The organism is Paenibacillus sp. NPDC056722 (genome assembly GCF_042790635.1).
Taxonomy (GTDB): Bacteria; Bacillota; Bacilli; order Paenibacillales; family Paenibacillaceae; genus Paenibacillus_AQ; species Paenibacillus_AQ agri.
In genome coordinates this window covers 132,231-153,453 of record NZ_JBHTYV010000007.1, presented here as the reverse complement: position 1 = coordinate 153,453, position 21,223 = coordinate 132,231, and the positions used below count along the sequence as shown (strand labels likewise).

Sequence of the window (21,223 nt, the reverse complement as noted above, 5' to 3'; positions counted from 1 at the left end):
TTCAAAATAGATCGTTTCAGAGCATTCGGATTTACCCCCACTTGAACCCTCTTAGCTCCTCTATTTTTTCATAACAAATCCCTTCTTCATATCTCCAGACATAAACATCCGCAAGGTTATCAATATCAATATCAAGTAGCCAACACAACCTGTGCATTCAAATATTATCTAAAAGACAGTATAGAGTTATTATTGACGATGATAATCATTATCAATTATAGTGTTATACATAAACTGATGGTTCTCCTGCTGGATGGTATTAAGGGTCACTCCGAAGGATTCCATATGTTTCATGGTGGAAGGGGCTTTCGTTTGAATAAGACATAGTATTTCACCGGGAAAATTCAGGTTCAAGAGGAGAGGAACTTCATTCATGCAAAGAAATACAAATAAGTTACTGTTTGCTACCCTTTTACTTTTCACTTTATTGCTGGGGGCATGCTCCAACGGTAAACCAAACGCTAATGAAAATTCATCAACACAAGCAAACACCAAAACAATGAGTACGGTCTTCGGTAATGTTGATGTGCCTATGGAACCTAAGCGTATTGTCAGTGTCGGGCTTGAGGATATGCTACTATCATTGGATGCACCGTTAGTTCAAGCCAGTGGAACGAGAGGGGATTATCTGTACGACAGACTTCAGGATAAGAAGGTTCCGACTCTAAATTTTTCATCTACACCTAACTATGAAGCTATACTGGCCGCGAACCCAGATTTGATTATTATAATTGATGGGTATGTTGATCAAGCAGGCTTTGAGAAACTTTCACAAATTGCGCCAACTCTTGTCTATGATCGAGGTGACTGGAAAACTTCAATCGTACAGATCGGCAAAGCGATTAATCGCGAAGAACAAGCAAATGAGATCATTAAAGCCTATGACGATAAATTGAGTAAGGCACGTCAGACGATTGCTCAATCGGTTGGAACGAATAAAACCGTTACCTTAGTGCGGCTTACGGACAAAGAAGCTGACGTGTTTTTCCCAAAGTTCCCTTATGGGGGAGTACTCTATAACGATTTGGGTCTAAAACCTGATGTAACTCTTATGGAATTTCAAAAAACAGCGGAAGAAGACTGGGGAGCTACTTTGTCATTGGAGAAGCTGCCAGAACTGAAAGCTGATTATTTGTTTGTCACGGCAGGGTATTCTGCTTCTTCTGAAGAGGAGTTTCAAAAAACATTAGAGACCGTGAAGGGAGTAGAGTCATTGCAAGTGTGGAAAGCGATCCCTGCTGTGAAGCAAAATCATACGTATAAAGTATCGGCAAGGCACTGGATGCTCAATGGCCCGATTGCTGACAGCATGAAAATCGACGATGTCGTGCAAGCTCTAACCGTAACAAAATAAACTTAAGTCTCAGCCATTCGGTCCGTTCGATTCCAATGGTGCCTACCCACTGCCAAAAACATTCCAGATTCAGCACATAAATACCCTGCCTTACCTACTCTATCGGAACATGGGTATTTTATAGAGGACATGCTTGGAGGTATTTTCACAGTGACCTCCTTGCATGTCCTTTTTTCATCCCAAAGCCCAGCTATTCCTCAATCAATGGCATGATCGACACTGCCCTACAGCTTAATCCCCTTAATCGTATCCCCATCGAAATCCTTCACCCTGAACTCGCCGTTTTGAAGAATACCGTATGAGTTTGGATAATTCTCCTTGGGAAGAGAAATCGAGCCCGGATTTAGTACATAAATGCCTTCCTTCACATCGGCTACAGGAACATGGGTATGTCCTTGGATAAAAATATCGCCCGGAGATAGAGGCGGAAGATTGTCCATGCTGAAGCCGTGCCCGTGTGTCGCATAGATCCGTCGGCCTTCATGCAGAATCAGGGCATAATCGCCCATCATCGGAAATTCCAGCAGCATCTGATCCACCTCAGCGTCACAATTGCCGCGTACCGCCACGATTTGGCTCTTGTATGCATTCAGCTTGTCAGCGACGCCCTGCGGGTTATAGCCCTCCGGCAGCGGATTCCGCGGCCCGTGATACATAAAATCGCCCAGGAAAATAAGCTGATCCGGCTGTTCCACGGCTACTTTTTCCAAAGTCTGTTCCAGCCAGAACAAAGACCCGTGAATATCGGAAATAAACATTAACTTCATCGTCAACCACCCTTTCGTCTACCCTAATTTCAGATGCTTCCATTGTAGGACAGTCCTTGCTTTGGTTCAAATTTCATTCATACAAATGTCCGCTAAGTACATCACATAAGACAGTAATGTGAAGCAACAACACAAAGCGGACGCCTATGAAGGCGCCCTGCTCTTTCTATACACATAACCTGTCATAGCTTAGGGCAAATTGGAGGCTCCCATTAAAAAGCGGTCCACTTCACGCGCAGCCTGCCGCCCTTCCTGAATGGCCCACACGACCAGACTTTGCCCGCGGCGCATATCGCCAGCGGTGAACACGCCTTCCACATTCGTTGCTTGAGCACCGAACTCCGCTGCGGCATTAGAGCGCTCGTCGCGCGCTATCCCAAGCTGATCCAGCACCGTGCTCTCCGGTCCGGTGAAGCCCAAAGCCAGCAGCACCAGCTGTGCCTTCAGCACTTCCTCGCTGCCTGGTACTTCCACGGGTACCATCCGTCCCTGCTCATCTCGGGCCCATTCAATGCGAACGGTGTGCAGCTCCTGCACCTGTCCGCCGTCATCCCCCACAAATCGCTTTGTCGATACGAGATAGCGGCGCGGATCTTCACTGTACAGGGCAGCGGCTTCTTCCTGGCCATAATCGACTTTGAGCACCTTCGGCCATTCCGGCCAAGGGTTACCAGGCTGCCGCGACAGCGGTGCCTGCGGCATAATCTCCAACTGGACCACGCTGCGGCAGCCGTGCCGAATGGATGTGGCAACGCAGTCGGTACCGGTATCACCGCCTCCAATGACGACGACATCCTTGTCTGCTGCGGATAGATACTCTCCGTCTGCAAGCCCGGAATCCAGCAGGCTCTTTGTATTCAGAGTCAGGAATTCCATCGCCTGATGGATACCGGACAGCCCGCGCCCTTCCACCGGCAGATCGCGGGCCACCGTGGAACCGCCACAGAGAACAACAGCGTCATGTTCCCCCCGGACCTGTTCCGCAGGGATGTCCTTGCCGATCTCCGTTCCGGTCACGAAGTTAACACCTTCCGCTGTCAGCAGATCCACGCGCCGCTGTACCGTCCCTTTATCCAGCTTCATGTTGGGGATGCCATAGGTCAGCAATCCGCCAATGCGGTCAGCCCGCTCGTATACTGTCACTGTGTGTCCAGCCTTATTAAGCTGGGCTGCACAGGCCAGACCCGCAGGTCCCGAGCCAACCACAGCCACTTTCTTACCTGTCCGCACCAGTGGCGGCTCCGGCACAATCCAACCCTCGGCAAAGCCCCTGTCTACAATCGCCTTCTCAATGGACTTAATCGTTACCGGCTTGCCGTTCATACCGACGGTACAAGAGCCTTCGCATGGGGATGGACAGACCCGGCCTGTGAACTCAGGAAAGTTATTGGTTTTGTGCAGCCGCTTCAGCGCGATCTCCCAGTTCCCACGATAGACAAGATCATTCCACTCCGGAATCAGATTATGCAGCGGGCAGCCGGAAGCCATACCGGACAGCAGGCGGCCCACATGGCAGAAGGGTGTACCGCAATCCATGCATCGAGCTCCCTGCTCCCGCAGTTTTTCCTCATCCATTTTGATAGCAAATTCGTTCCAGTTCTTGATCCGTTCCAGCGGCACACATTCTGCCGGCGTCTGCCGCGCATACTCCATAAATCCGGTTGCTTTGCCCATAACAGTCATCCTCCGAGTCTTCTTAAATGACCGCCGTGAAGTGAATTGGCGGTGTCCCTTGTGCTGATTCGGCTTCTATAAGAGATCACATGCTGCAGCCGACTAGAAATATACCACTGTGAAGCAGCAAAGTAAGAAGTGGCCTAGAGGCTTCAAATCCCTGCTGCCACTGCCTGCAAAGTAAAACAGGGGAATAAGTGAGACCATATTAACACTGCGCTGCCTTGCCGAAAATGAGCAATATCACCTTTTACGCAAAACGACATAATCAAATTAACGTTATCGTAACCCTGAATAATCCATTCACATTGCAGGAGCATGGGGGTCAGGGACACATACAGAACAGGCAGTGCCCACAACTGGACACTGCCTGTTTTTGTCAAAAGAATGCATTTACAAACCGTAGGCTGGATTAGGAACGCCCTTTACTCTTGAAGATATTATAAGCCCCACTGAACATGCCGAATAAAATGGCGGTGATCGGGAACACGATCCAATTGATATGCCATTGCTGGAAAACCAGACCACTGATCAGAAAAATACAGGTAGCAAGCGGCCAAATAATCGCAGCCACACCTCCAATAACCCGGTCCTCTTCTTTCTTTGCCTTCGAGTAGTCACCTGTTTGCAGCAGGAAGCTGAAGCTATCCTTGATATTCCCATAATAAACGAAGAGGAACACGGCTACAGCAACGATCTCCAGCAACACGACAACACCTAAGGATGCCGCTGCTTCACTGAATGCGGAGCCCACAAATATCGCAGCCGGCGATATCACACATAGACATACGCCCATGATCAGGGACAGAGTGTAGGTAGAAGCAAAGGCTTCCTGTTTTTGCTGAACATAGGCCTTCAGGTGGTAGGGCAGGGTGAACTCAGATTTCAAATATTTGTATTTCTCCAGCTTCATGCCGCTATAAATGAACATAGCAATAGCTGGAACGATGAACAGGAGCATGGCGATCAGACCAAACATATTGGCTGCATCTTCTGAAAAACTTCCTCCCAGCATCCCTATCTCAAAGGAAGTGGTAATAAAAATCAACAGTGCCACGCCGGTCAGGACCAGGGCTACACCGATGCCGATCCATAGACCCGATTTTCTTTTGGCGGCCATGAAGCCTTCAACTTCATCGTCCGCAAGCATAGGGGACCATTCTTCCTCCACCTCGGGCATAATGCCTAGTTCACTGGTCAATTCATCAATATTGCCAAACTCCGAGATCACGATCCCTACGGCTTCATTCTCCGATTTCCCGTCCATCTTCAACTCGTAGTACTTTTCTTCCATGCTGGCCAGCAGATCCTGCTTCAGCTTCAGCATTTGATCACTTTTGGGCAGGGTAGCGAACATATTGTTCAAATAGCTGATGATCGTATCCATGAACCTCACAGCTCCTTAATAAATTTATTAACGACCTCTTGTGTAACTTGCCATTCTTCGCATTTTTCGCGGTAATAGGCCAGGCCGGCCGGGGTAATGCGGTAGTAGGTGCGCCGCTTGCCGAACGTCTCTTCCTTGTAAAAGGAAACGATATATCCGTTCTTCTCCAGCCGGGTGAAGGCAGAATACAGCGTGGTCTCTTTCATAATGTATTTCTCCTCCGATAGCGTCCTGATCTTCTTGGATATCTCGTAACCATAAGATTCGCCGTCCATTAGCATATAGAGGATGAGGGTATCGTTGTATCCCCGGATCACGTCACTACTGATCAATAGTCTGCCTCCTTTACTGCATCTGTCGTACTTCACCTGTCGTAGTAATTGAATTGTAGCATAATTACTACGACAGGTGAAGTATTTTTATTCAAATTTGCGCCCGAAATAAGAAAAGAGCGCTCCACTGGCCATCCGGCCTTGCAGAACACCCCTTTTAGGCGTAACAATCAACTTTTTGCAAATCTATCTGTTCTCTGTTTGTTTTTTTGCCTCAAGCCTGTTGTACCGCAAGTACAACCATTCCGGTACCACGAGTAACCAGCCGGTCGCCCGCAAGCTTGCTTACAAGATCGCCGCCAAACAGCACTTCCCACTTACCCAAGCCAGGCAAGTTGCAGGAGACTCCTTCAGGGAGGCTGTTATAAATGACGTATAAGTGCTCTGCAGCTTCCCCTCCCGCGTGATCTCGCAGGGTGTAAGCCACTGCCCCGGCGGGGGTTTTCTCAAACACAAGATGACTGCGGATATCTTCCGCGTTCCGTAGCCGAAAGGCCGGATGAGATCTGCGTAGAGAAATGAGCTGCTTCATATAAGCAACATCTTCCTGATAAGCTGCACAGCGTTCCCAGTCCAGCCAGTTAATCTCCACCGGGGATTTGTAGCTGTTCTCAATACCGTCCTTGGTGCGCATAAATTCCTGCCCCGCATGGATGAAGGCGATCCCTTGGCTGGTAAGCACCATAGCTGAAGCCAGCCTGTGCATGGCCCGCCGCTGTTCGTCACTGACATCCTCTGTGGACAGTACGATTTTATCCCACAGGGTATGATTGTCATGACACTCCACAAAGTTCACACACTGCAGTGGCTCGTCAGCAAATTGTCCAATATCCTGGCTGTAGACAATCCCTCCGGTAATGCCCGTCTTCACCGCCTGTTCCAGTCCGGACTTCCCGCTAATAAACCCCGGCTGATCGTACAGAAAGATATTTCCTTTGACCGCATCCCGGTAACCATCGTTAAAGTGCCCGATACCCGGCAGCAAATCGGCATTGTTCTGGTTGGCCAACTGTTCCATAGGCAGTTCTGTATCCATGACCCAGCCCTCGCCAATGGTTAGGATCGACGGGTCGAGTTCATCCAGGCGACGGCGAATCTCCGCCATCGTGCCCACATCTATCAGACCCATCAAATCGAACCGGAAGCCGTCAATATGGTACTCCTTGGCCCAGTAGAGAACAGAATTGACGATAAAACGGGACATCATCGCCCGCTCGGTCGCCGTATCGTTGCCGCATCCGCTGCCGTTGGACAGACTGCCATCCGGCTTGTAGCGCAGATAGTATCCCGGAACCAGCTTCGTGAAATTCACGCGATAACCATCATAAACATGGTTGTAGACGACATCCATGATGACACGTAAGCCACGATCATGCAGGGCCTGAATCATCTGTTTCAGCTCGGTAATCCGGACACCTGGGACATAGGGGTCTGTAGCATAAGAGCCTTCAGGAGCATTATAATTCTTAGGGTCATATCCCCAGTTATAATGGGCCTGATCCGACTTGGTCTCGTCTACACTTTCGGTGGCAAAATCATAAAAAGGCAGCAACTGAACATGAGTCACACCGAGATCAGCTATATGATCCAGCCCTGTAAGAATCCCTTTTGGACCGCGTGTGCCTGCTTCGGCAAGACCCAGATACTGCCCCTTATGAGCAATGCCGCTGGCCGGATGAATGGACAAATCCCGCAGGTGCAGTTCATAAATGACCGCGTCAATATGATGGCTTAGCGGTGGTTTATCCTCCGTCCACCGCTCCGGATCGGTCTCCCTTAGATCCAAAATGACGCCTTTGTCGCCGTTCACGCCCACAACTCGGGCATAAGGATCAACCGCCTCATTCCACTGTCCGCCGATGCGTACGCGGTAGGTATAGAATTTGCCTGCGAGGTCATCTTCAACCGCAATTGTCCAGGTTCCCCTACTATCAAGGGTCATGGGCAGGCGACTACCTGAAGTCTCGTCTTCCCATGATTCGTAAAGGACGAGCTCCGTCTCCTGCGAGGTTGGAGCCCATAGCCGAAACACCGAGCGATCCTGTGCATAAGTCAATCCTAAATCATCTCCGTCATAACTGAACAACTCATCAAATCCTTGCTCAAAGACAGAAACCCCGCCAGTCTCTACCGGGTCACCATAATGAATAGGCTCTTTCCCTTCTCTTTGTACCGCCAAAGCAACGCTCCCCTTTACCCTGTAATAACTGGATATTATAATCTGATTACGAGCGTAGTGCAAACGTTTGAATTGAATTAATTTTCTTTATCTTGGAAAAAGGTAAGGTTCAGACCCACCATCGTGATAATGTCACGGTTGGCCTGATAATCCACCCGGCATTCTCCGCCAGGTGTAGTAGCGCCATCCTTGTACCGACTGCCATTATCATGAACAATTAGAGAGGGGGTGTTGCTGCCATAAGGTTCTTCATATCCGATGCCGACCACCCAGTGATAATCATACAGATATTGTCCCCTCCAGCGCAGACTTGTCCATTTGTCGAATTTGATCGCTACTGGCCGCCCAGCATTAATCTCGGCCTTATAGCTTTCCCAATCCCTGAATACATAAGATTGCGCAGTCAGCTTGCCCTGACCGTTATCCCCCGCCTCTGCGCGCAGAAAAGCCCGAATGCCCTTTACAAACCCCCGAACGCTCATCCCCCAAGGCCTGCCGCCATAGCCTCTGTACAAGTGGTTAATCTGTGCCGCTTTGGAGCCAAAATGCTGCTTACCCAGCACCGGAACACCTGTCAAGTCCATATGCCGGCTCCAATATTCTAGTATGGCAGCCATTGTCGCCGGACCGCAGGCAGAGCCCGGCGAGGACACGCCTTGCTCCCACTGCGAATAAGGCTCTATATTCAACCTGCGTGAAGTAACTTCATGCTTCATAAGGATATCTTTTCCCTGTGCTCCCGCAATATCCGCTCTACCTCAGAAGAAACGAACGGTTTGCTGATAAAATCGTGCATCCCCACTGCCTTGCAACGCTCGCGGTCTTCTGGTCCTGCAAAAGCGGTCACGGCCACGATGTAAGGACGGCGCTCTGCCGGAACTCTGTCCGCAATGAGGGCTGCTGCCGTAAAACCGCTCATAACCGGCATCTGCACATCCATAAAGACAAGGTCATACGACTGCTGCATGACTGCTGCCACCGCCTGTTCCCCATTCTCAGCGAGATCAGCACTGTATCCTCTTTTTTCAAGCATCGTCAGGAGCAGTTTTTGATTCACCGGATGATCCTCGACAACTAGAATAGACAACGGCCCATACTGGGGTCCGGTTAGCATTAAACTTCCCGGCAGCCATCCAATCTCCTCAGATTCCTCCGACAGTCCGACATTTTCTTCTGATGCTATATTCGTAGCCAGTTCTTCCGCGGAAGATCCAACCCAGTGCTGTGTATCCGGTAAGATTATTCCGTTGTCATGACTGTGAGTGCCATCGCCAACGGTATCGAGTGGCAGGGTAAAATAGAAATTTGACCCTGTCCCTTCACTGCTCTCCACCCCGATCGCTCCGCCCATCAGTTCCACCAGCTTCTTGCAGATCGCCAGTCCAAGTCCAGTTCCCCCATACTTGCGATTAATCGACGGATGGAGCTGAGAGAAGGATTGAAACAATTGATGCTGTTTGAATGCGGGAATACCAATTCCCGTATCTCTGACATTAAACTTCAGAAGCAGCTTGTGGCTGCTGGAACACGCTTCTCTTTCCACATGCATGACAACCTGGCCCACTTCGGTGAATTTAACCGCATTGCTGACCAGATTGACCAGTACTTGCCGCAGCCGGGCTGCGTCGCCATGAATTACTGCCGGAACGTCGCCGTCGATATGACAGGACAGGACGATGTTTTTCTCCAGCGCCTTGGGTGTGAACAGTTCCGTTACACTGTCCATAACGGCATGAAGGTATACCGGCTCATCAACAAGGGTCATCTTGCCCGCCTCGATTTTGCTAAAATCAAGGATCTCATTAAGAATAGACAGCAGGGAATCGCTGCTCTGGCTGATGATGTCGGTATATCCACGCTGTTCCTCACTAAGCTCGGTCTCCGACAACAAATCGGTCATACCCATAATGCCGTTCATCGGGGTACGCAGCTCATGGCTAATGATGGCCAGAAACTCCGATTTAGCCTGATCGGCCTTTTCTGCAGATTCCTTGGCCCGGATAATCTCCTTCTCGTCTGTAATGTCCTGGAACACCAACACGGATCCAACACATTCTCCCTGGTTGAACAACGGTGTCACCTGATATTCAGCCAAAAAGCTGGAGCCATCTCTGCGCCATAAGACCGCATCCTTGCTGTCATGGGATATACCAGACCGAATCGCCTGCATTAACGGTGACTCCTGCGGACCAAAGTTAACTCCGTCATACGCACTCTGCTGGATATGCTTCAGGTAAGCACGGCCAATGATCTCATCCTGCTGGAAATCCAGCATAGCCGCTCCTGCAGGGTTGATGAACGTGACCCTTCCTTCCGGATCAAGACGGAGAATACCCTCAGAAACCGCATTTAGGATCAACGTATGTTCATTGCTCAGCTTCTCAATCTGCTCAGTATGGTGTATGCGTTCCGTAATGTCGCGTCCCACCGAGATGATTTCCACGATATTCCCGGTGTTGTCATAGATGAACCGGCTGTTCGACTCCACCCAGACGTAGCTCCCGTTCTTGCGGCGGAAACGGCAGGTGATTACCGGAAGAACGCCAGTACTCAGGCCTTTCTCCATGTACCCTTTTATCATGACCAGCTCATCGGGGTGAACATAATCGTAGGCACTCGTGCCAGTCAGTTCTTCCGGCTCATACCCCAGCAATGTGCGGCTGGCCGGAGAGCAGTACAGGTAGGTGACATCCTTGACTGCATGCCTTGAGATTAAATCCAGGGAACTTTCGGACAACAGCCGAAAATGGTATTCACTCTGCCGCAGCTGTTCTTCTATCTTCAGCCGGTCGCTGATATCCTGCATCATTCCTATTAATTGAACCGGCTTTCCGCCTGGTCCCATGATGACATCCCACTGGACATGCACGCCAACAACACGGTGATCCGGCAGTAATAAGCGATAAGAAGCTTCTCCTGATCCCCCCTGTGCTATGGCTCTCTGAGCGGTCTCATTCACATAAGCCCTGTCCTCTGGATGCACAAATTGTCTGAAGTCATCATAATACATGTTTTCCTTATCCAGTGGGTATAACAGCATTCGCAGCAATTCATCCGATAAATTCAACCGATCGCTGGACAGCTCCCAAATCCAGGAACCGATCCGGGCCACTCTTTGAGCTGTCACCAGCGCTTCATCATTCTGCTTGCGCTTAGTCACGTTGCGCCCGATACCCAGAATATAAGTACTCTCGTTATTCTCGTCCCGTCTCACCTTAAAGGCTGTCTCAATCCACTCATAATGACCATCCTTGTGGCGCACACGGCGGGCAACTGCATCGCTCTCCAGAAATTTGCCGTACCGTCTAATCTCTTCGGCATCATCGGGATGGTAATAATCCAGCCGGTTCGTACCAATCATCTCTTCCGGACGGTAACCGAGGAGCGAATAGCTGGAAGGGGACACGAAGGATAGCGTTCCGTCAGGTAGAGTCAGCGAGATAAGATTCTGCTCATCTTTAATAAACAAATTGTACAAATCACTGCTATCCACGGTCAGTTGATCGGCGATTTTGCGGTCCGTGATATCCTGGACATAGAGAATCAGACTTGAAGATGCTTGTCCATTCTCTATGCGAGCGAACGTCAGAGAGAGCCAAATATACCTTCCTTTACCGGTAAGAAAACGCAGCTCTCTCTCCAACACACAGTCAGCAGACGCCTCAAGACCGTCTATAATCTCCTGAAAGGACAAAAGGGTCCTGTCTCCATTCTTCTTATTCCCTTTAAAAAAATCCAAGGTGTGGAGCTCGGTCTCATGATAACCCAGCAGCCTGCACAAAGCCGGGTTGGCCTTCAGCCAGCCGCTTCCTCCAGGTGCAAGGATAGCCATTCCTACAGGGGACTTCATGAACGCCTGATTCAGTATATTGGGGTCTTCTGCCAAGAAGTAATCCATCAATGGGCCTCCTTCATCATGAGCCTGTTTCAGCGGACTCTCTCTTTCTCTATTAACCCCAGTATACGTCAATAGAGACAGGGAAAGAAATCTGGTACCATCACCTTAAACAAGAAAAAGAGAGAATAATTTCAATTGAAATCATTGACTTTTATGGGCTTCGAAAACTACAATGAGAGCAACATATTATTCGTGACCTGTTACGACGGAAGCACCCGTAACAAAGGCTTAGTGCCTTTGCTGCGGGTGCTTTTTGCGTCCAATGGGGAACTATAAAGGAGGACACACCTAATGAACCTCAAAGCTATTATCACGCTGGTCGTTTCACTCTTGCTGCTGCCGCTGCTTCCTGCCGCCGCCTTCGGGGCTCCCGCTATTGAATTTACCCCTTCGGTGAAGACCGCCTTTGATCTGACAACGGCCAAAGCAGAAGGATCAGCCAGAACCAAGATGAACAGCTTATACAGCGAGCTATCTGTTCTAAAGCTGCAAGATGACAATCGTGAGAGCAATATCCGGTCCCTGCATTACAATAACGAGCAGTCCCTGGCAGCGATACGTCAGCAAATCAAGGAGATTGACCTCACAACAGTGAGCCGATTGGAGGGAGAGGCCGCTAAGCTGAAGCAACGTTATCAACCTTTGTTCGACCAATACAGTGCACTTAACAACAGGATAGCTCTTGCGAAGAAGCTGAAGGACAAGGATCTTAATGCCGTGCTGAAGACCCAGGCGGACGTTATGAAGATTGCAGTCCAGATCGCACGTCAGGACATCCGCACCAAAGAAACACAACTACGTGCCGCCAAGGACGCCCGTACCAAGAAGACTGCGGCGGTCCGCAAGACCCTAAGCGGGATCGATAACCCTCAATCGACGATTAAGGCACAGAAAAGTGTCGTTTCCGCGTTGAACAAGCGGCTAACCGCCGACTGGAGTGATTTCAAGGCCGCTATCCGCAAGCAGAACGCCAGCCTGACTTCACAGTCCCTGTCCTCCATGGCCTCCCAGTATCGTCAGCTTGCGGATGCCAAGCAAAAAATCATCGAGTCGGAACAGAAAGTGGCTGCCGTCATCGCTACTGCCAAAACCCAGCTGGCATCCTAAACCGGCAGCATAGGAAAGCGCGGCTTATTTCTTAGATGTCTTTGCTTTATCATGAGCACGGCGATACGACATCACCTTACGGTACATCCTTTTATCCTTAAGCTGGTTGAAAATATAGGGGTCGGGATTAGTATTCACCTCAATAATCCATGGTTTCATATTCCGGTCAAGGCCAACATCCACGCCAACCTGCTTAAATCCGGGATATTTCTTATGATAGAAGCGTCCGGTATCCTGCCCTAACTTCTCCAGCTTTTTTATGACTGCTCCCTGCTGAGCCTTGTCTAGATGCGGGGCCAGCAGTGTCTCAATCGCTGTTGGCTTGCCACCACTGTGATAGTTCGTAACAATCTTGCCTTTCTGAGCTACCCTGCCAATCAGTCCTGTTGTCTCCCATTTCCCCTTCGGACTGAGCTGGACCATGACCCGCAGATCAAAGCGCAGACCCTTATGCTTCAGCAGCTCGATCCCTTTCTGAATCAAATAGCCCCGTCCGCCGGTTGCTTTCTTGAGCGAAAGGTGGAAGGCATCGAAGGCTCCGAAGGTACGAATGGTCGTTCCGCTCTGGTACTGATAGGTTGATCCAGTCGAGCCCCGTTTCACTTCCACCCTCATGACACCCTTACCATAAGTGCCGTTGATCGGTTTCACATAGACCATGCCATACTTATGCAGCATACTCCGCAGGCTTGCTTTGGTGAATCTTTGGGTATCCGGAATCAGCGGCGAAATCTCCGGACTTTGCAGCAACACCTTGGTCTTGATCCACTTGCTCATCAATCCTGTTCTATGCTTCGTTCCCAAGTCAGCCCTCTCCCCTGTTCTAAGTCAGAATCATTCGCTCAAACATGATCGCCCTTGCATTGTATTCGGGCACTGTACGCTTCGCATGGGATGATCGCCCTCTCCGCGCCTAATCTGTATCTTCAGCCCAACAGACTGCATATGGTAAAAGAGCGAGAGGGAGCAGAGGACAGGAGGGATGGGAACATGCATATTTGTATCATCGCACCGGAACAGTTTCCGGTGCCTGGGGACAGTTCGGTAGAAATCTGCATCTGGGCCATTGCCGAGAGACTGGCAGAGAAGCACAAGGTGACCATTGTCAGCCGGAGCATGCCGAATCTGCCAGATACCGAAAAACTGGCCCGTGTCGAAATCGTGCGATTGCCAGCGGGGAGCCCGGCCAGATATCGCAGCTCGGTTCTGAAATATATCGAAGGCAAAGACTTCGATATATTTCAGGTGGATAATCGCCCGTATCTGCTAGCTGCAGTGAAGCAAAAGCAACCCCTGACGCCTGCTGTGCTCTTCCTCCATTCTCTGACCTTTGTGCCGGCCTCGGACAAGACGGCCGCCCGGTTAGCGCGGGCCGATCTCATTGTGGCCAACAGCGCCTCTCTGCAGCAGCGGCTGGCCCGGCGGTTCCCGCGCATAAAGCGCAGCATTGACGTCGTCCCGCTAGGCGCGGACTTGTCCCGGTTCGCCCCCGTATCACAGCCGGAGCGGCTGAGGCTGTGGGGGCTCCATAGATTCCCTCCGGCCTTCACCGTATTGTTCGTCGGCCGGATCATTCCGCGCAAGGGTGTGCCGGTGCTGATCCGGGCGGTCGCCCTCCTGAACCGGCACACCCGCGCTCATCTGATCGTCGCCGGCAGAGGCAAGCCGGCGTACATCCGGCGGCTGCGACAGCTCGCCCGCCGATTGGGCGTGCCGGTCACTTTTCCTGGCAGCGTCCCTCACGAAGACATCCACAGCTTATACCAAGCCGCGGATGTCTTCGTCTGCCCTTCCCAGCGGCATGAATCCTTCGGCCTGGTGAACGTCGAGGCCATGGCCTCCGGACTGCCAGTCGTCGCCTCCAGCAATGGCGGCATCCGGGAGATCATTGTTCCCGGACATAATGGTTATCTTGTGAAGCGCTATACGCAGGCGCTGCCCTTCGCCAGGTATTTGCTGCGGCTGGCGCGCGATCCCGTATTAGCCGCCCGGATCGGGGCACAGGGACGCAGCGACGCGCTGCAGACCTTTGAGTGGCAGCACACCGCAGACCGGTTAGAGGTGCTGTATCACGGCTTTTGCAGCGAGGATAAGCAGCATATAGAATAATGCCGGTTAGGGTGACTTCAGGTTAGCCGCATACGGCTGACGCAGTCCCAAACCGGCTTACCTTGCTTGCGCCGGTAAACCACTTCAGCTGCTGGCGAATGAGATTCACTTGTCCGGATATAGCAAAAAAAGCAGCGAAGCTCTCCGGGCGCTCATTTAAGCTACTCCCGGATTGCATTCACTGCTCAACTAATTTCCTTTATTAAAGACTAGGGTCAGAACAACTGGATTATGGTAAGAACCAGCCCTACAACAAAGCCGCATAATGCCCCGTTAACCCGAATCCACTGCAAATCCTTACCTACCTTCTCTTCGAGCATATTCACCAGACTAGCATCGTCCATGCTGTCCAGATTCTCCTTCACCAGCAGGCCAATCCGGTAATGATTGGCTTCTACAAAGGCAATCAGAGAATCACGTACACGCGTTTCCCAACCTTGAATCCATTGCTGCTCGTCCCGGATACGACGGGTGAGCATCGCATACAGTGCGAACAGCTTGCGTCCACCTGTCGCCTGTTCTTCCTCTAGCAGCGCCACAGCCTTGCTGCGCAGCAGCTCCAGTTGGGCCACCATGAAGCCATTGGCCGATGCACCTTCTACCTGTTCAACCGCCCACGCCTTCAAGGATGTCAGACGCTCCTCGTCACCGATAAGCTGGAACAGTGCCGTGCGGATCTCACGGATGACATCTTCGCGGTAAGGGCTGTCCTCTTCCTGAAAATCTCGTATCCCGGAGATCAGCATGCCCTGTAGCATATCGCCGAGCATCTCTTCATCGACAAATCCCACAAAGGCTTGGAAAGCCATGCCCTTGAAGCCGCCCAGCTTGACTTCAGACAGCTTCTGGCTGGCAAGCTTGCCCAGCATCGCTTTGGTCTCCGGGCGTGCGGTCCACGAGGACACGCCCTGCAGCGCAAAGTCGAGTGCGGCCACATCCTTGCCGTCCTTCATCAGCTTACTCAAGACCACATCAGCTGCGGTGCCAAGATCAGCCTGACTGAGGTAGCTGGCGACCGCCTTTTGCAGATAAGGAACGGCCTTCTCGGCAGGTACCTTCAGCACGATACTCTTCAATTGCTCCAGCATTTCCTGCCGGGCCTTCTTCCGGCTGAACACTCTAGTCAACAAGCGAGAGGCGAGAGTGATAAAGCCGAACTTCCGCAGCTTGTCCTCGATACTCTTCTTATTAAGCAGTTCGTTCTCCATCGCGTGGATCAGAGACTGGATGATTTTATCCCGGTTCTTAAGCAGCAGGGAGGTATGGGGAATCTTCAGCCCCATGGGATGACGGAACAACGCTGTCACTGCGAACCAGTCCGCAATCCCCCCTACCAGTCCGGCTTCAAAGCCGCCTCTCAGCAGGATAACAGCCAGGTTCTCCGGTAGAAACAGCGTAGCCAGAAAGCCGATCGCCATAACGGCGAGTGATATTGTAGCTAAATGTCTAGATCTCATAGAGGTCCTCCTTGGGTACAGCATAGACAACCTGCCGGTTTCCTTTGCAGGCTAAAGGCCGCCGGTTCAAGCCGAAAAAAGGCAAGGGACTGGCGACCTTTTCCGGCCTATCAGTGCTTTATCCATCATTGTACCACGATTGCTCCCCTTTCTGTACCTGTCAGTGCCCCCTGAGCAGATCAGGCGGTCAACCCCCTTCCTCTTGATGAAAATGGATTTTTAGTTTTCAGGAAATTAGTGATAAACTATCATTAATACTTTTATCGCCCTTAACAGGGACTACTAACGTTAAAGGAGAGCCAGAATATGCTGATTGCTTTGGATATGGACGGCACCCTGTTGAACGACAACGGCAATATCAGTCCAGGAAACCGCGATGCTATTGTACAGGCTCAAAATCTTGGCCATATTGTTATCATTGCTACAGGACGTTCGTATATGGATGCAGAAAAGCAGCTTCGGCTGGCCGAGCTGGAATTACCGGTGGTAAGTCTAAACGGCGCTGTAGTCACACTGCAGGACCAGACGCTTGCTGCCAGCAAGCCGCTGCATAAGGAAGATGTTATCCCGGCGCTGCGCTGGATGAACGAGATCCCTGACTTATATTACGAGATTTATACGGAAGACAACGTCTACGTGGAGCTGAACAAGCGCGTACACTTGGAGAAGCTGTCAGCACAAGGCGGCGACGATCTGCCTGAAGAACTGCGCTTGCTGCTGAAGGGCGTTATCGATCAGCAGTTCCGGCAGGCAGCCGTAACCTATGTGGAGAGCATGGAGGAAGTCTGGAGCAAGGAAGAGAGTGTCATATATAAAGCACTGGCCTTCTCGCTCAAACCTGAGCTGCTGAAGGAAGCTTCTACGAAATTTGCTTCCATTCCTGGCTTGATTATCACTTCTTCCCATGTCAATAATATTGAAATCAACCATGAAGAGGCCAACAAGGGCTCAGGCCTGGCCATTTTGGCCGCTCATTACGGTATTCCCATGGAGCAAACCGTTGTTATGGGCGACAGCTATAACGATCTGCCGATGTTCGAGGCTGCCGGCTACCGTATTGCCATGGCAAATGCCGCACCGATTCTTAAGAAGAACTGTGATCACATCACATTGACCAACCATGAAGATGGGGTAGCGGCAGGAATTCAGCATGTTTTAAATAAAAAATAACGGAGCAGCACCAGCACTCGTTACAGAATCTCTTCTACATGACAGGACCGGGCATTCATGCCCGGTCCTCTTTTCACACCCGCACCTTCATTACTCCATAGCCTTCCACCGGGCCGCCTGTTGCTAATCCTCTATGATGCTCCATCCGTGAGACAATCTTACACAATCCACTTCTCCCGGCTGTCCACCCGTCTCAATCTGAATCAGTGTGAGCGAGGTCATCGCCTGGATCGCGTGTCCCACCCCTGCAGGAACCTGCACAATGTCACCAGTGGATAAAGCGTACTCATTCCCATCCAATATATATTTCCCGGTGCCCTCTGCTACTGTCCATACTTCGGAGATCCTGTGATGGAAATGATACTCGGTATGCTTGCCGGGATAGATCTGCAGCTTTCGGGTTACGGTCACAGGTCCATCTTTACTGGGGTCTTCGTCCAAAATAACAGAGGTCCCCCAGCGGGTCTCTTCGTACCTGGGCACGGAATAACTATTCCCAAGTGCTGTCTTGATTTCATTGGCCCGGTTCTTGTCCGCAACGAGAATGCCGTCCGGGCCAGCCGCCACAATGGCACCATTCAGGCCAATAACATGTACTGGCAGGGATAGCTCATTCACCAGATACGTCTGGTGCGCATCGGGAGAGACGCTGCCTTTGCCAGTAACCTGTTGCTCCAGATGGGCTGATAAGCTGTCCCAGCTCCCCAGATCACTCCAGCTGCCGCTGTACGGGATTACTACCGTATGGCGCGAATGCTCCAGCACCTCACGGTCAAAGCTCTCCCGAGGGAGGTTGTCGTAGCTCTCCAGCAGCCTGTCATATACTAGTTCGATCCCCCGTTCGGATAGACTGTTCAGGAGAAAAGACAACGAACAGGCAAAGACACCACAATTCCACAGGGCTTGCTGCACAATCAGTTTTTGCGCTGTGTCCGGATCAGGCTTTTCGACAAAGCGATCTACATGATAATAGCTCCCGCCCGGGCTTCCCGCCTGCGGAACTATATATCCAAACTCCCCGGAGGGAAACCTAGGTACGCTACCGATCAGCGCAATCTCTGCCGCCCCCTCTCTAAGCACATCCGGAAAGCGCCGCAGGAGCTGAAAAAAAGACGGCGCAGCATAAGCATCAGCCGGCAGAACTACCACCGTTTCCTGTGGCTCAACGCCGAGTACGGAATAGAAGTAGCTGGCTGCCAGAGCTACGGCTGTAAAGGTACCCCGCTTCTGCGGCTCGCCAAGCACGGGAATTCCCTCGCCGACATGACTAACGGTAATATCGACCTGGGACTCGTGCGTTACGATACAGCTGGAGGACAGCAGCCCGGCCCGGTCCAGCTCTCTGCACATCCGCTGGAGCATGGATTCCATGACGCCCGTTTCAGAACGCAGCAGTTTCAGAAATACCTTTGACCTGATCTCATTGGAGAGCGGCCAGAGCCGCTTGCCCGAGCCTCCGGACAGGAGAACGATCCGCACATTGACGCCTCCTTATCTCTGATGTCAGGCAGCCGTCACTTTCATTCAGTGGCGGCTGGCCTGCGATGATCGGGAATATCCTTTGCGTTTATGAAAGGACAAGGATCTGTAGCTTTTGGCCAGCTTTGTCTTCTCCGCCTGGGAGACCCCACCAGCGTTCTGGTGCAAACCCTTGTTGCGCGCCTTACGAATCAGCATTCCGCCGGGGTCACTCTGGTACACGTAATTGCCGTAGGTCTCGAATTCTGAGAAGGCAAATTGCTTACTCCGGTTCATACTGCGGAGGATGGCGGAGTACCAGGGCACGCCGTGCCGGGCTTCGATCTCTTTCTTCATCCGGGAGAGCTTGCTCCGCTCAAATAGCATATAATGAGTAACGAGCGAAGACGGTGCGCTGGCCTTGCGGCCCATGAGCTTTTTGTACGTGACAAAATACTCCGGTTGGCTCCAGCTTCGGCTGAAAAATACGGTGCGGCCGTTCTGACGAAACCGGTGCGGAGTAATCAGCACCGTATCTGCATCGATAACAAGAAAGTAATCGGCCTTGCAGAGTTTGTCGCCGTTCAGCTTCAGCAGCTGCTGAAACAGCCAGCCGGAACGCTCCCAGGTACGTGAGCGGTAATGAATGTCTTTTTTCGTAAGAGGAAGCACTGTATTCTCATCCACAAAGGTACAGCCGTGCTCCCGGCAAAAATGGAGCAAGCGCTCCTTTCGCGGGGCAACTATGAGAATTCGCCCAATGGGATGCTTAACATGGGTTCTAACAGCTTTCACCACATGGGGTAAGGTCGCCAAATCCTTTTCGATTGCTGGAATCAGCACATCAATCTTGGCCGCTTGTGAGATCCCTGCTTTACTTGGCAGTGACATATGTTCATCTCCAGATTTATCATTTTGCTTTTAGGATATGAACGCCAGTTAAGGAATGAATGGGCTCGACAAAAAGATGGCTGTTCTCCCTATATAGATACAAGAGAAAAGTTCTCTTTTTTCCATTAAACCCCATATCAAGTACGGGCGAATTATCGTATAATTCTAGCCACTGGCGATTGTCTATGAACAATATCTCAAATCCGGCTTCACGATAACATCAAATTTCATTCATGAAGATACTGTGAAAGGAGCCTCTTTTCAACCGAGATGAAAGCCCTATTGATTGATGATGAGAAGGCTGCGCTAATCCAAATGGAGAGACTGATCAAGGCAGACGGACGGATCGAAGTTATCGGTGCCTTTACGACCGTACGAGAAAGCCTGGAGTATCTCTCTACTTGCAAAGTTGATTTTGTCTTTCTGGACATCGGCATGCCTGAGATGAGCGGCCTCGCGGCCGCCGAATATATTTTGCAGCTTGATCCGGACATTCGTATCGTCTACGTCACTGCATACTCGGAGTATGCCGTCGAAGCCTTCGAGTTAAATGCCCTTGATTATTTGCTCAAACCTGTCAGCACTGGCCGCTTTGCCAAAACTGTTACACGCATGTTAGATATTTATCACCGTAAGAGCGACGCTCTGTCTCTTGCTACGCAGACGGATTACGAGCCGTCCATCCTATGCTTTCACCGTCTGGAGCTTCGGGGTGGTAGGACGCCTGGTGTTAAACTGAAATGGAGAACCTCCAAGGCGCAAGAGCTCTTCGCGTTTTTACTCCATAGCAAAGGACAATGGGTCAGCAAAAACCTGTTGCTGGACAGCTTATGGCCAGACTATGCTCCTGACAAAGGATTGACCCATTTGCATACCTCCATCTATCAGATTCGCAAGCTGCTGCGGGAATGGGACGAGGGCGCCGGGATCGAATTTGCGCAGGACTGTTATCGGCTAACACTGGAAGGAACGGCTACCGATGTCGAACTGTTCGTGCAGGAGCTGGAGAGAATTCTGAAGGATCCGGCGCCTTCTCTTAATACTTCATCACAACGTTACGACAGTGCGCTTCGCCTCTACTCAGGGCACTACCTGGAGGAGCACGACTATTGGTGGGCCAAGCCACGACAGGAGCAGCTGAGGCAGCAATACATTGAATTAGTACTCGCCATCGCCAGGGAAGAAACGGCAGCAGGCCATGAGACGCAAGCGATCAAGAGGCTGGTGTCCGCCCGGGATAAGGACCCCTACTCTGAGGAGATTTGCCGGCAAATCCTGCAGGCTTGTGCCAGTCTGAGAGATTACGAACTGCTGCAAACCCACTATCATTCATTCGCAGAGATGCTGAACAAGGAGCTTGGTATCGAGCCCGATCCGGAGACAACTGCGCTTTACCAATCCCTTAAGCAACAATAGTCCCTAAAAAAGTCCGGAGAGCGA

At 51.1% G+C, this 21,223-nt stretch carries 16 protein-coding genes; 5 read left to right on the top strand and 11 right to left on the bottom strand.

Features of this window, described 5'->3' with window-relative positions; translation table 11 throughout:
* Positions 1-373: 373 nt before the first annotated feature.
* Entirely contained in the window at positions 374-1,354 is a 981-nt protein-coding gene (locus ACFRAM_RS18350) for an iron-siderophore ABC transporter substrate-binding protein (RefSeq protein ID WP_379467090.1), read from the top strand.
* Between the two features lie 224 nt (positions 1,355-1,578).
* Here ACFRAM_RS18350 and yfcE read toward each other — a convergent pair whose 3' ends face one another.
* The 7 genes from yfcE to ACFRAM_RS18315 all read right to left on the bottom strand — a co-directional run bounded on the left by yfcE (position 1,579) and on the right by ACFRAM_RS18315 (position 11,591).
* Positions 1,579-2,121 (bottom strand): phosphodiesterase, encoded by a 543-nt coding sequence (gene yfcE, locus ACFRAM_RS18345; RefSeq protein WP_175372006.1) that lies wholly within the window; start codon positions 2,119-2,121, stop codon positions 1,579-1,581.
* A gap of 189 nt (positions 2,122-2,310) precedes the next feature.
* Entirely contained in the window at positions 2,311-3,795 is a 1,485-nt protein-coding gene (locus tag ACFRAM_RS18340) for a glutamate synthase subunit beta (protein ID WP_379467089.1), read from the bottom strand.
* Positions 3,796-4,207: 412 nt separating this feature from the next.
* On the bottom strand, positions 4,208-5,182 hold the full coding sequence (locus ACFRAM_RS18335; RefSeq protein WP_379467088.1) for a permease prefix domain 1-containing protein: 975 nt from the start codon (positions 5,180-5,182) through the stop codon (positions 4,208-4,210).
* Positions 5,183-5,187: 5 nt separating this feature from the next.
* Positions 5,188-5,514, bottom strand: coding sequence for a PadR family transcriptional regulator (locus ACFRAM_RS18330; protein ID WP_175372009.1), 327 nt, complete (start codon positions 5,512-5,514; stop codon positions 5,188-5,190).
* Between the two features lie 214 nt (positions 5,515-5,728).
* Positions 5,729-7,693, bottom strand: coding sequence for a type I pullulanase (gene pulA / locus ACFRAM_RS18325; RefSeq protein ID WP_379467087.1), 1,965 nt, complete (start codon positions 7,691-7,693; stop codon positions 5,729-5,731).
* 77 nt (positions 7,694-7,770) lie between these two features.
* Positions 7,771-8,409 carry a C39 family peptidase gene (locus ACFRAM_RS18320; protein ID WP_379467086.1) on the bottom strand — a complete coding sequence of 213 codons (639 nt, stop codon included), beginning with the start codon at positions 8,407-8,409 and terminating at the stop codon, positions 7,771-7,773.
* Complete coding sequence (locus ACFRAM_RS18315) at positions 8,406-11,591, bottom strand: PAS domain S-box protein (protein WP_379467085.1); 3,186 nt, start codon at positions 11,589-11,591, stop codon at positions 8,406-8,408. The genes ACFRAM_RS18320 and ACFRAM_RS18315 overlap by 4 nt, the downstream gene beginning before the upstream one ends.
* Positions 11,592-11,882: 291 nt before the next feature.
* Between ACFRAM_RS18315 and ACFRAM_RS18310 the strand changes: the two genes are divergently transcribed.
* Entirely contained in the window at positions 11,883-12,698 is an 816-nt protein-coding gene (locus ACFRAM_RS18310; protein WP_379467084.1) for a hypothetical protein, read from the top strand.
* 24 nt (positions 12,699-12,722) lie between these two features.
* Here the strand turns inward: ACFRAM_RS18310 and ACFRAM_RS18305 are convergent, their stop codons facing one another.
* Positions 12,723-13,502, bottom strand: coding sequence for a YheC/YheD family protein (locus ACFRAM_RS18305; RefSeq protein ID WP_379467083.1), 780 nt, complete (start codon positions 13,500-13,502; stop codon positions 12,723-12,725).
* A 186-nt stretch (positions 13,503-13,688) separates the two neighbouring features.
* On the opposite strand from ACFRAM_RS18305, the gene ACFRAM_RS18300 reads away from it, so the two are divergent.
* Positions 13,689-14,807 carry a glycosyltransferase family 4 protein gene (locus ACFRAM_RS18300; protein ID WP_379467082.1) on the top strand — a complete coding sequence of 373 codons (1,119 nt, stop codon included), beginning with the start codon at positions 13,689-13,691 and terminating at the stop codon, positions 14,805-14,807.
* 215 nt (positions 14,808-15,022) lie between these two features.
* On the opposite strand, the gene ACFRAM_RS18295 is transcribed toward ACFRAM_RS18300, so the two are convergent.
* Entirely contained in the window at positions 15,023-16,264 is a 1,242-nt protein-coding gene (locus ACFRAM_RS18295) for a DUF445 domain-containing protein (protein ID WP_379467081.1), read from the bottom strand.
* Between the two features lie 306 nt (positions 16,265-16,570).
* Between ACFRAM_RS18295 and ACFRAM_RS18290 the strand changes: the two genes are divergently transcribed.
* Positions 16,571-17,434, top strand: a complete 864-nt coding sequence (locus ACFRAM_RS18290) for a Cof-type HAD-IIB family hydrolase (protein WP_379467080.1) — start codon at positions 16,571-16,573, stop codon at positions 17,432-17,434.
* A gap of 123 nt (positions 17,435-17,557) precedes the next feature.
* Here the strand turns inward: ACFRAM_RS18290 and ACFRAM_RS18285 are convergent, their stop codons facing one another.
* Both ACFRAM_RS18285 and ACFRAM_RS18280 read right to left on the bottom strand, forming a co-directional pair.
* Complete coding sequence (locus ACFRAM_RS18285) at positions 17,558-18,913, bottom strand: sugar phosphate nucleotidyltransferase (RefSeq protein ID WP_379467079.1); 1,356 nt, start codon at positions 18,911-18,913, stop codon at positions 17,558-17,560.
* Positions 18,914-18,958: 45 nt separating this feature from the next.
* Entirely contained in the window at positions 18,959-19,783 is an 825-nt protein-coding gene (locus ACFRAM_RS18280; RefSeq protein WP_379467078.1) for a DUF6492 family protein, read from the bottom strand.
* A 282-nt stretch (positions 19,784-20,065) separates the two neighbouring features.
* Between ACFRAM_RS18280 and ACFRAM_RS18275 the strand changes: the two genes are divergently transcribed.
* Positions 20,066-21,199 (top strand): response regulator, encoded by a 1,134-nt coding sequence (locus ACFRAM_RS18275; protein WP_379467077.1) that lies wholly within the window; start codon positions 20,066-20,068, stop codon positions 21,197-21,199.
* The last annotated feature ends 24 nt before the right edge of the window (positions 21,200-21,223 follow it).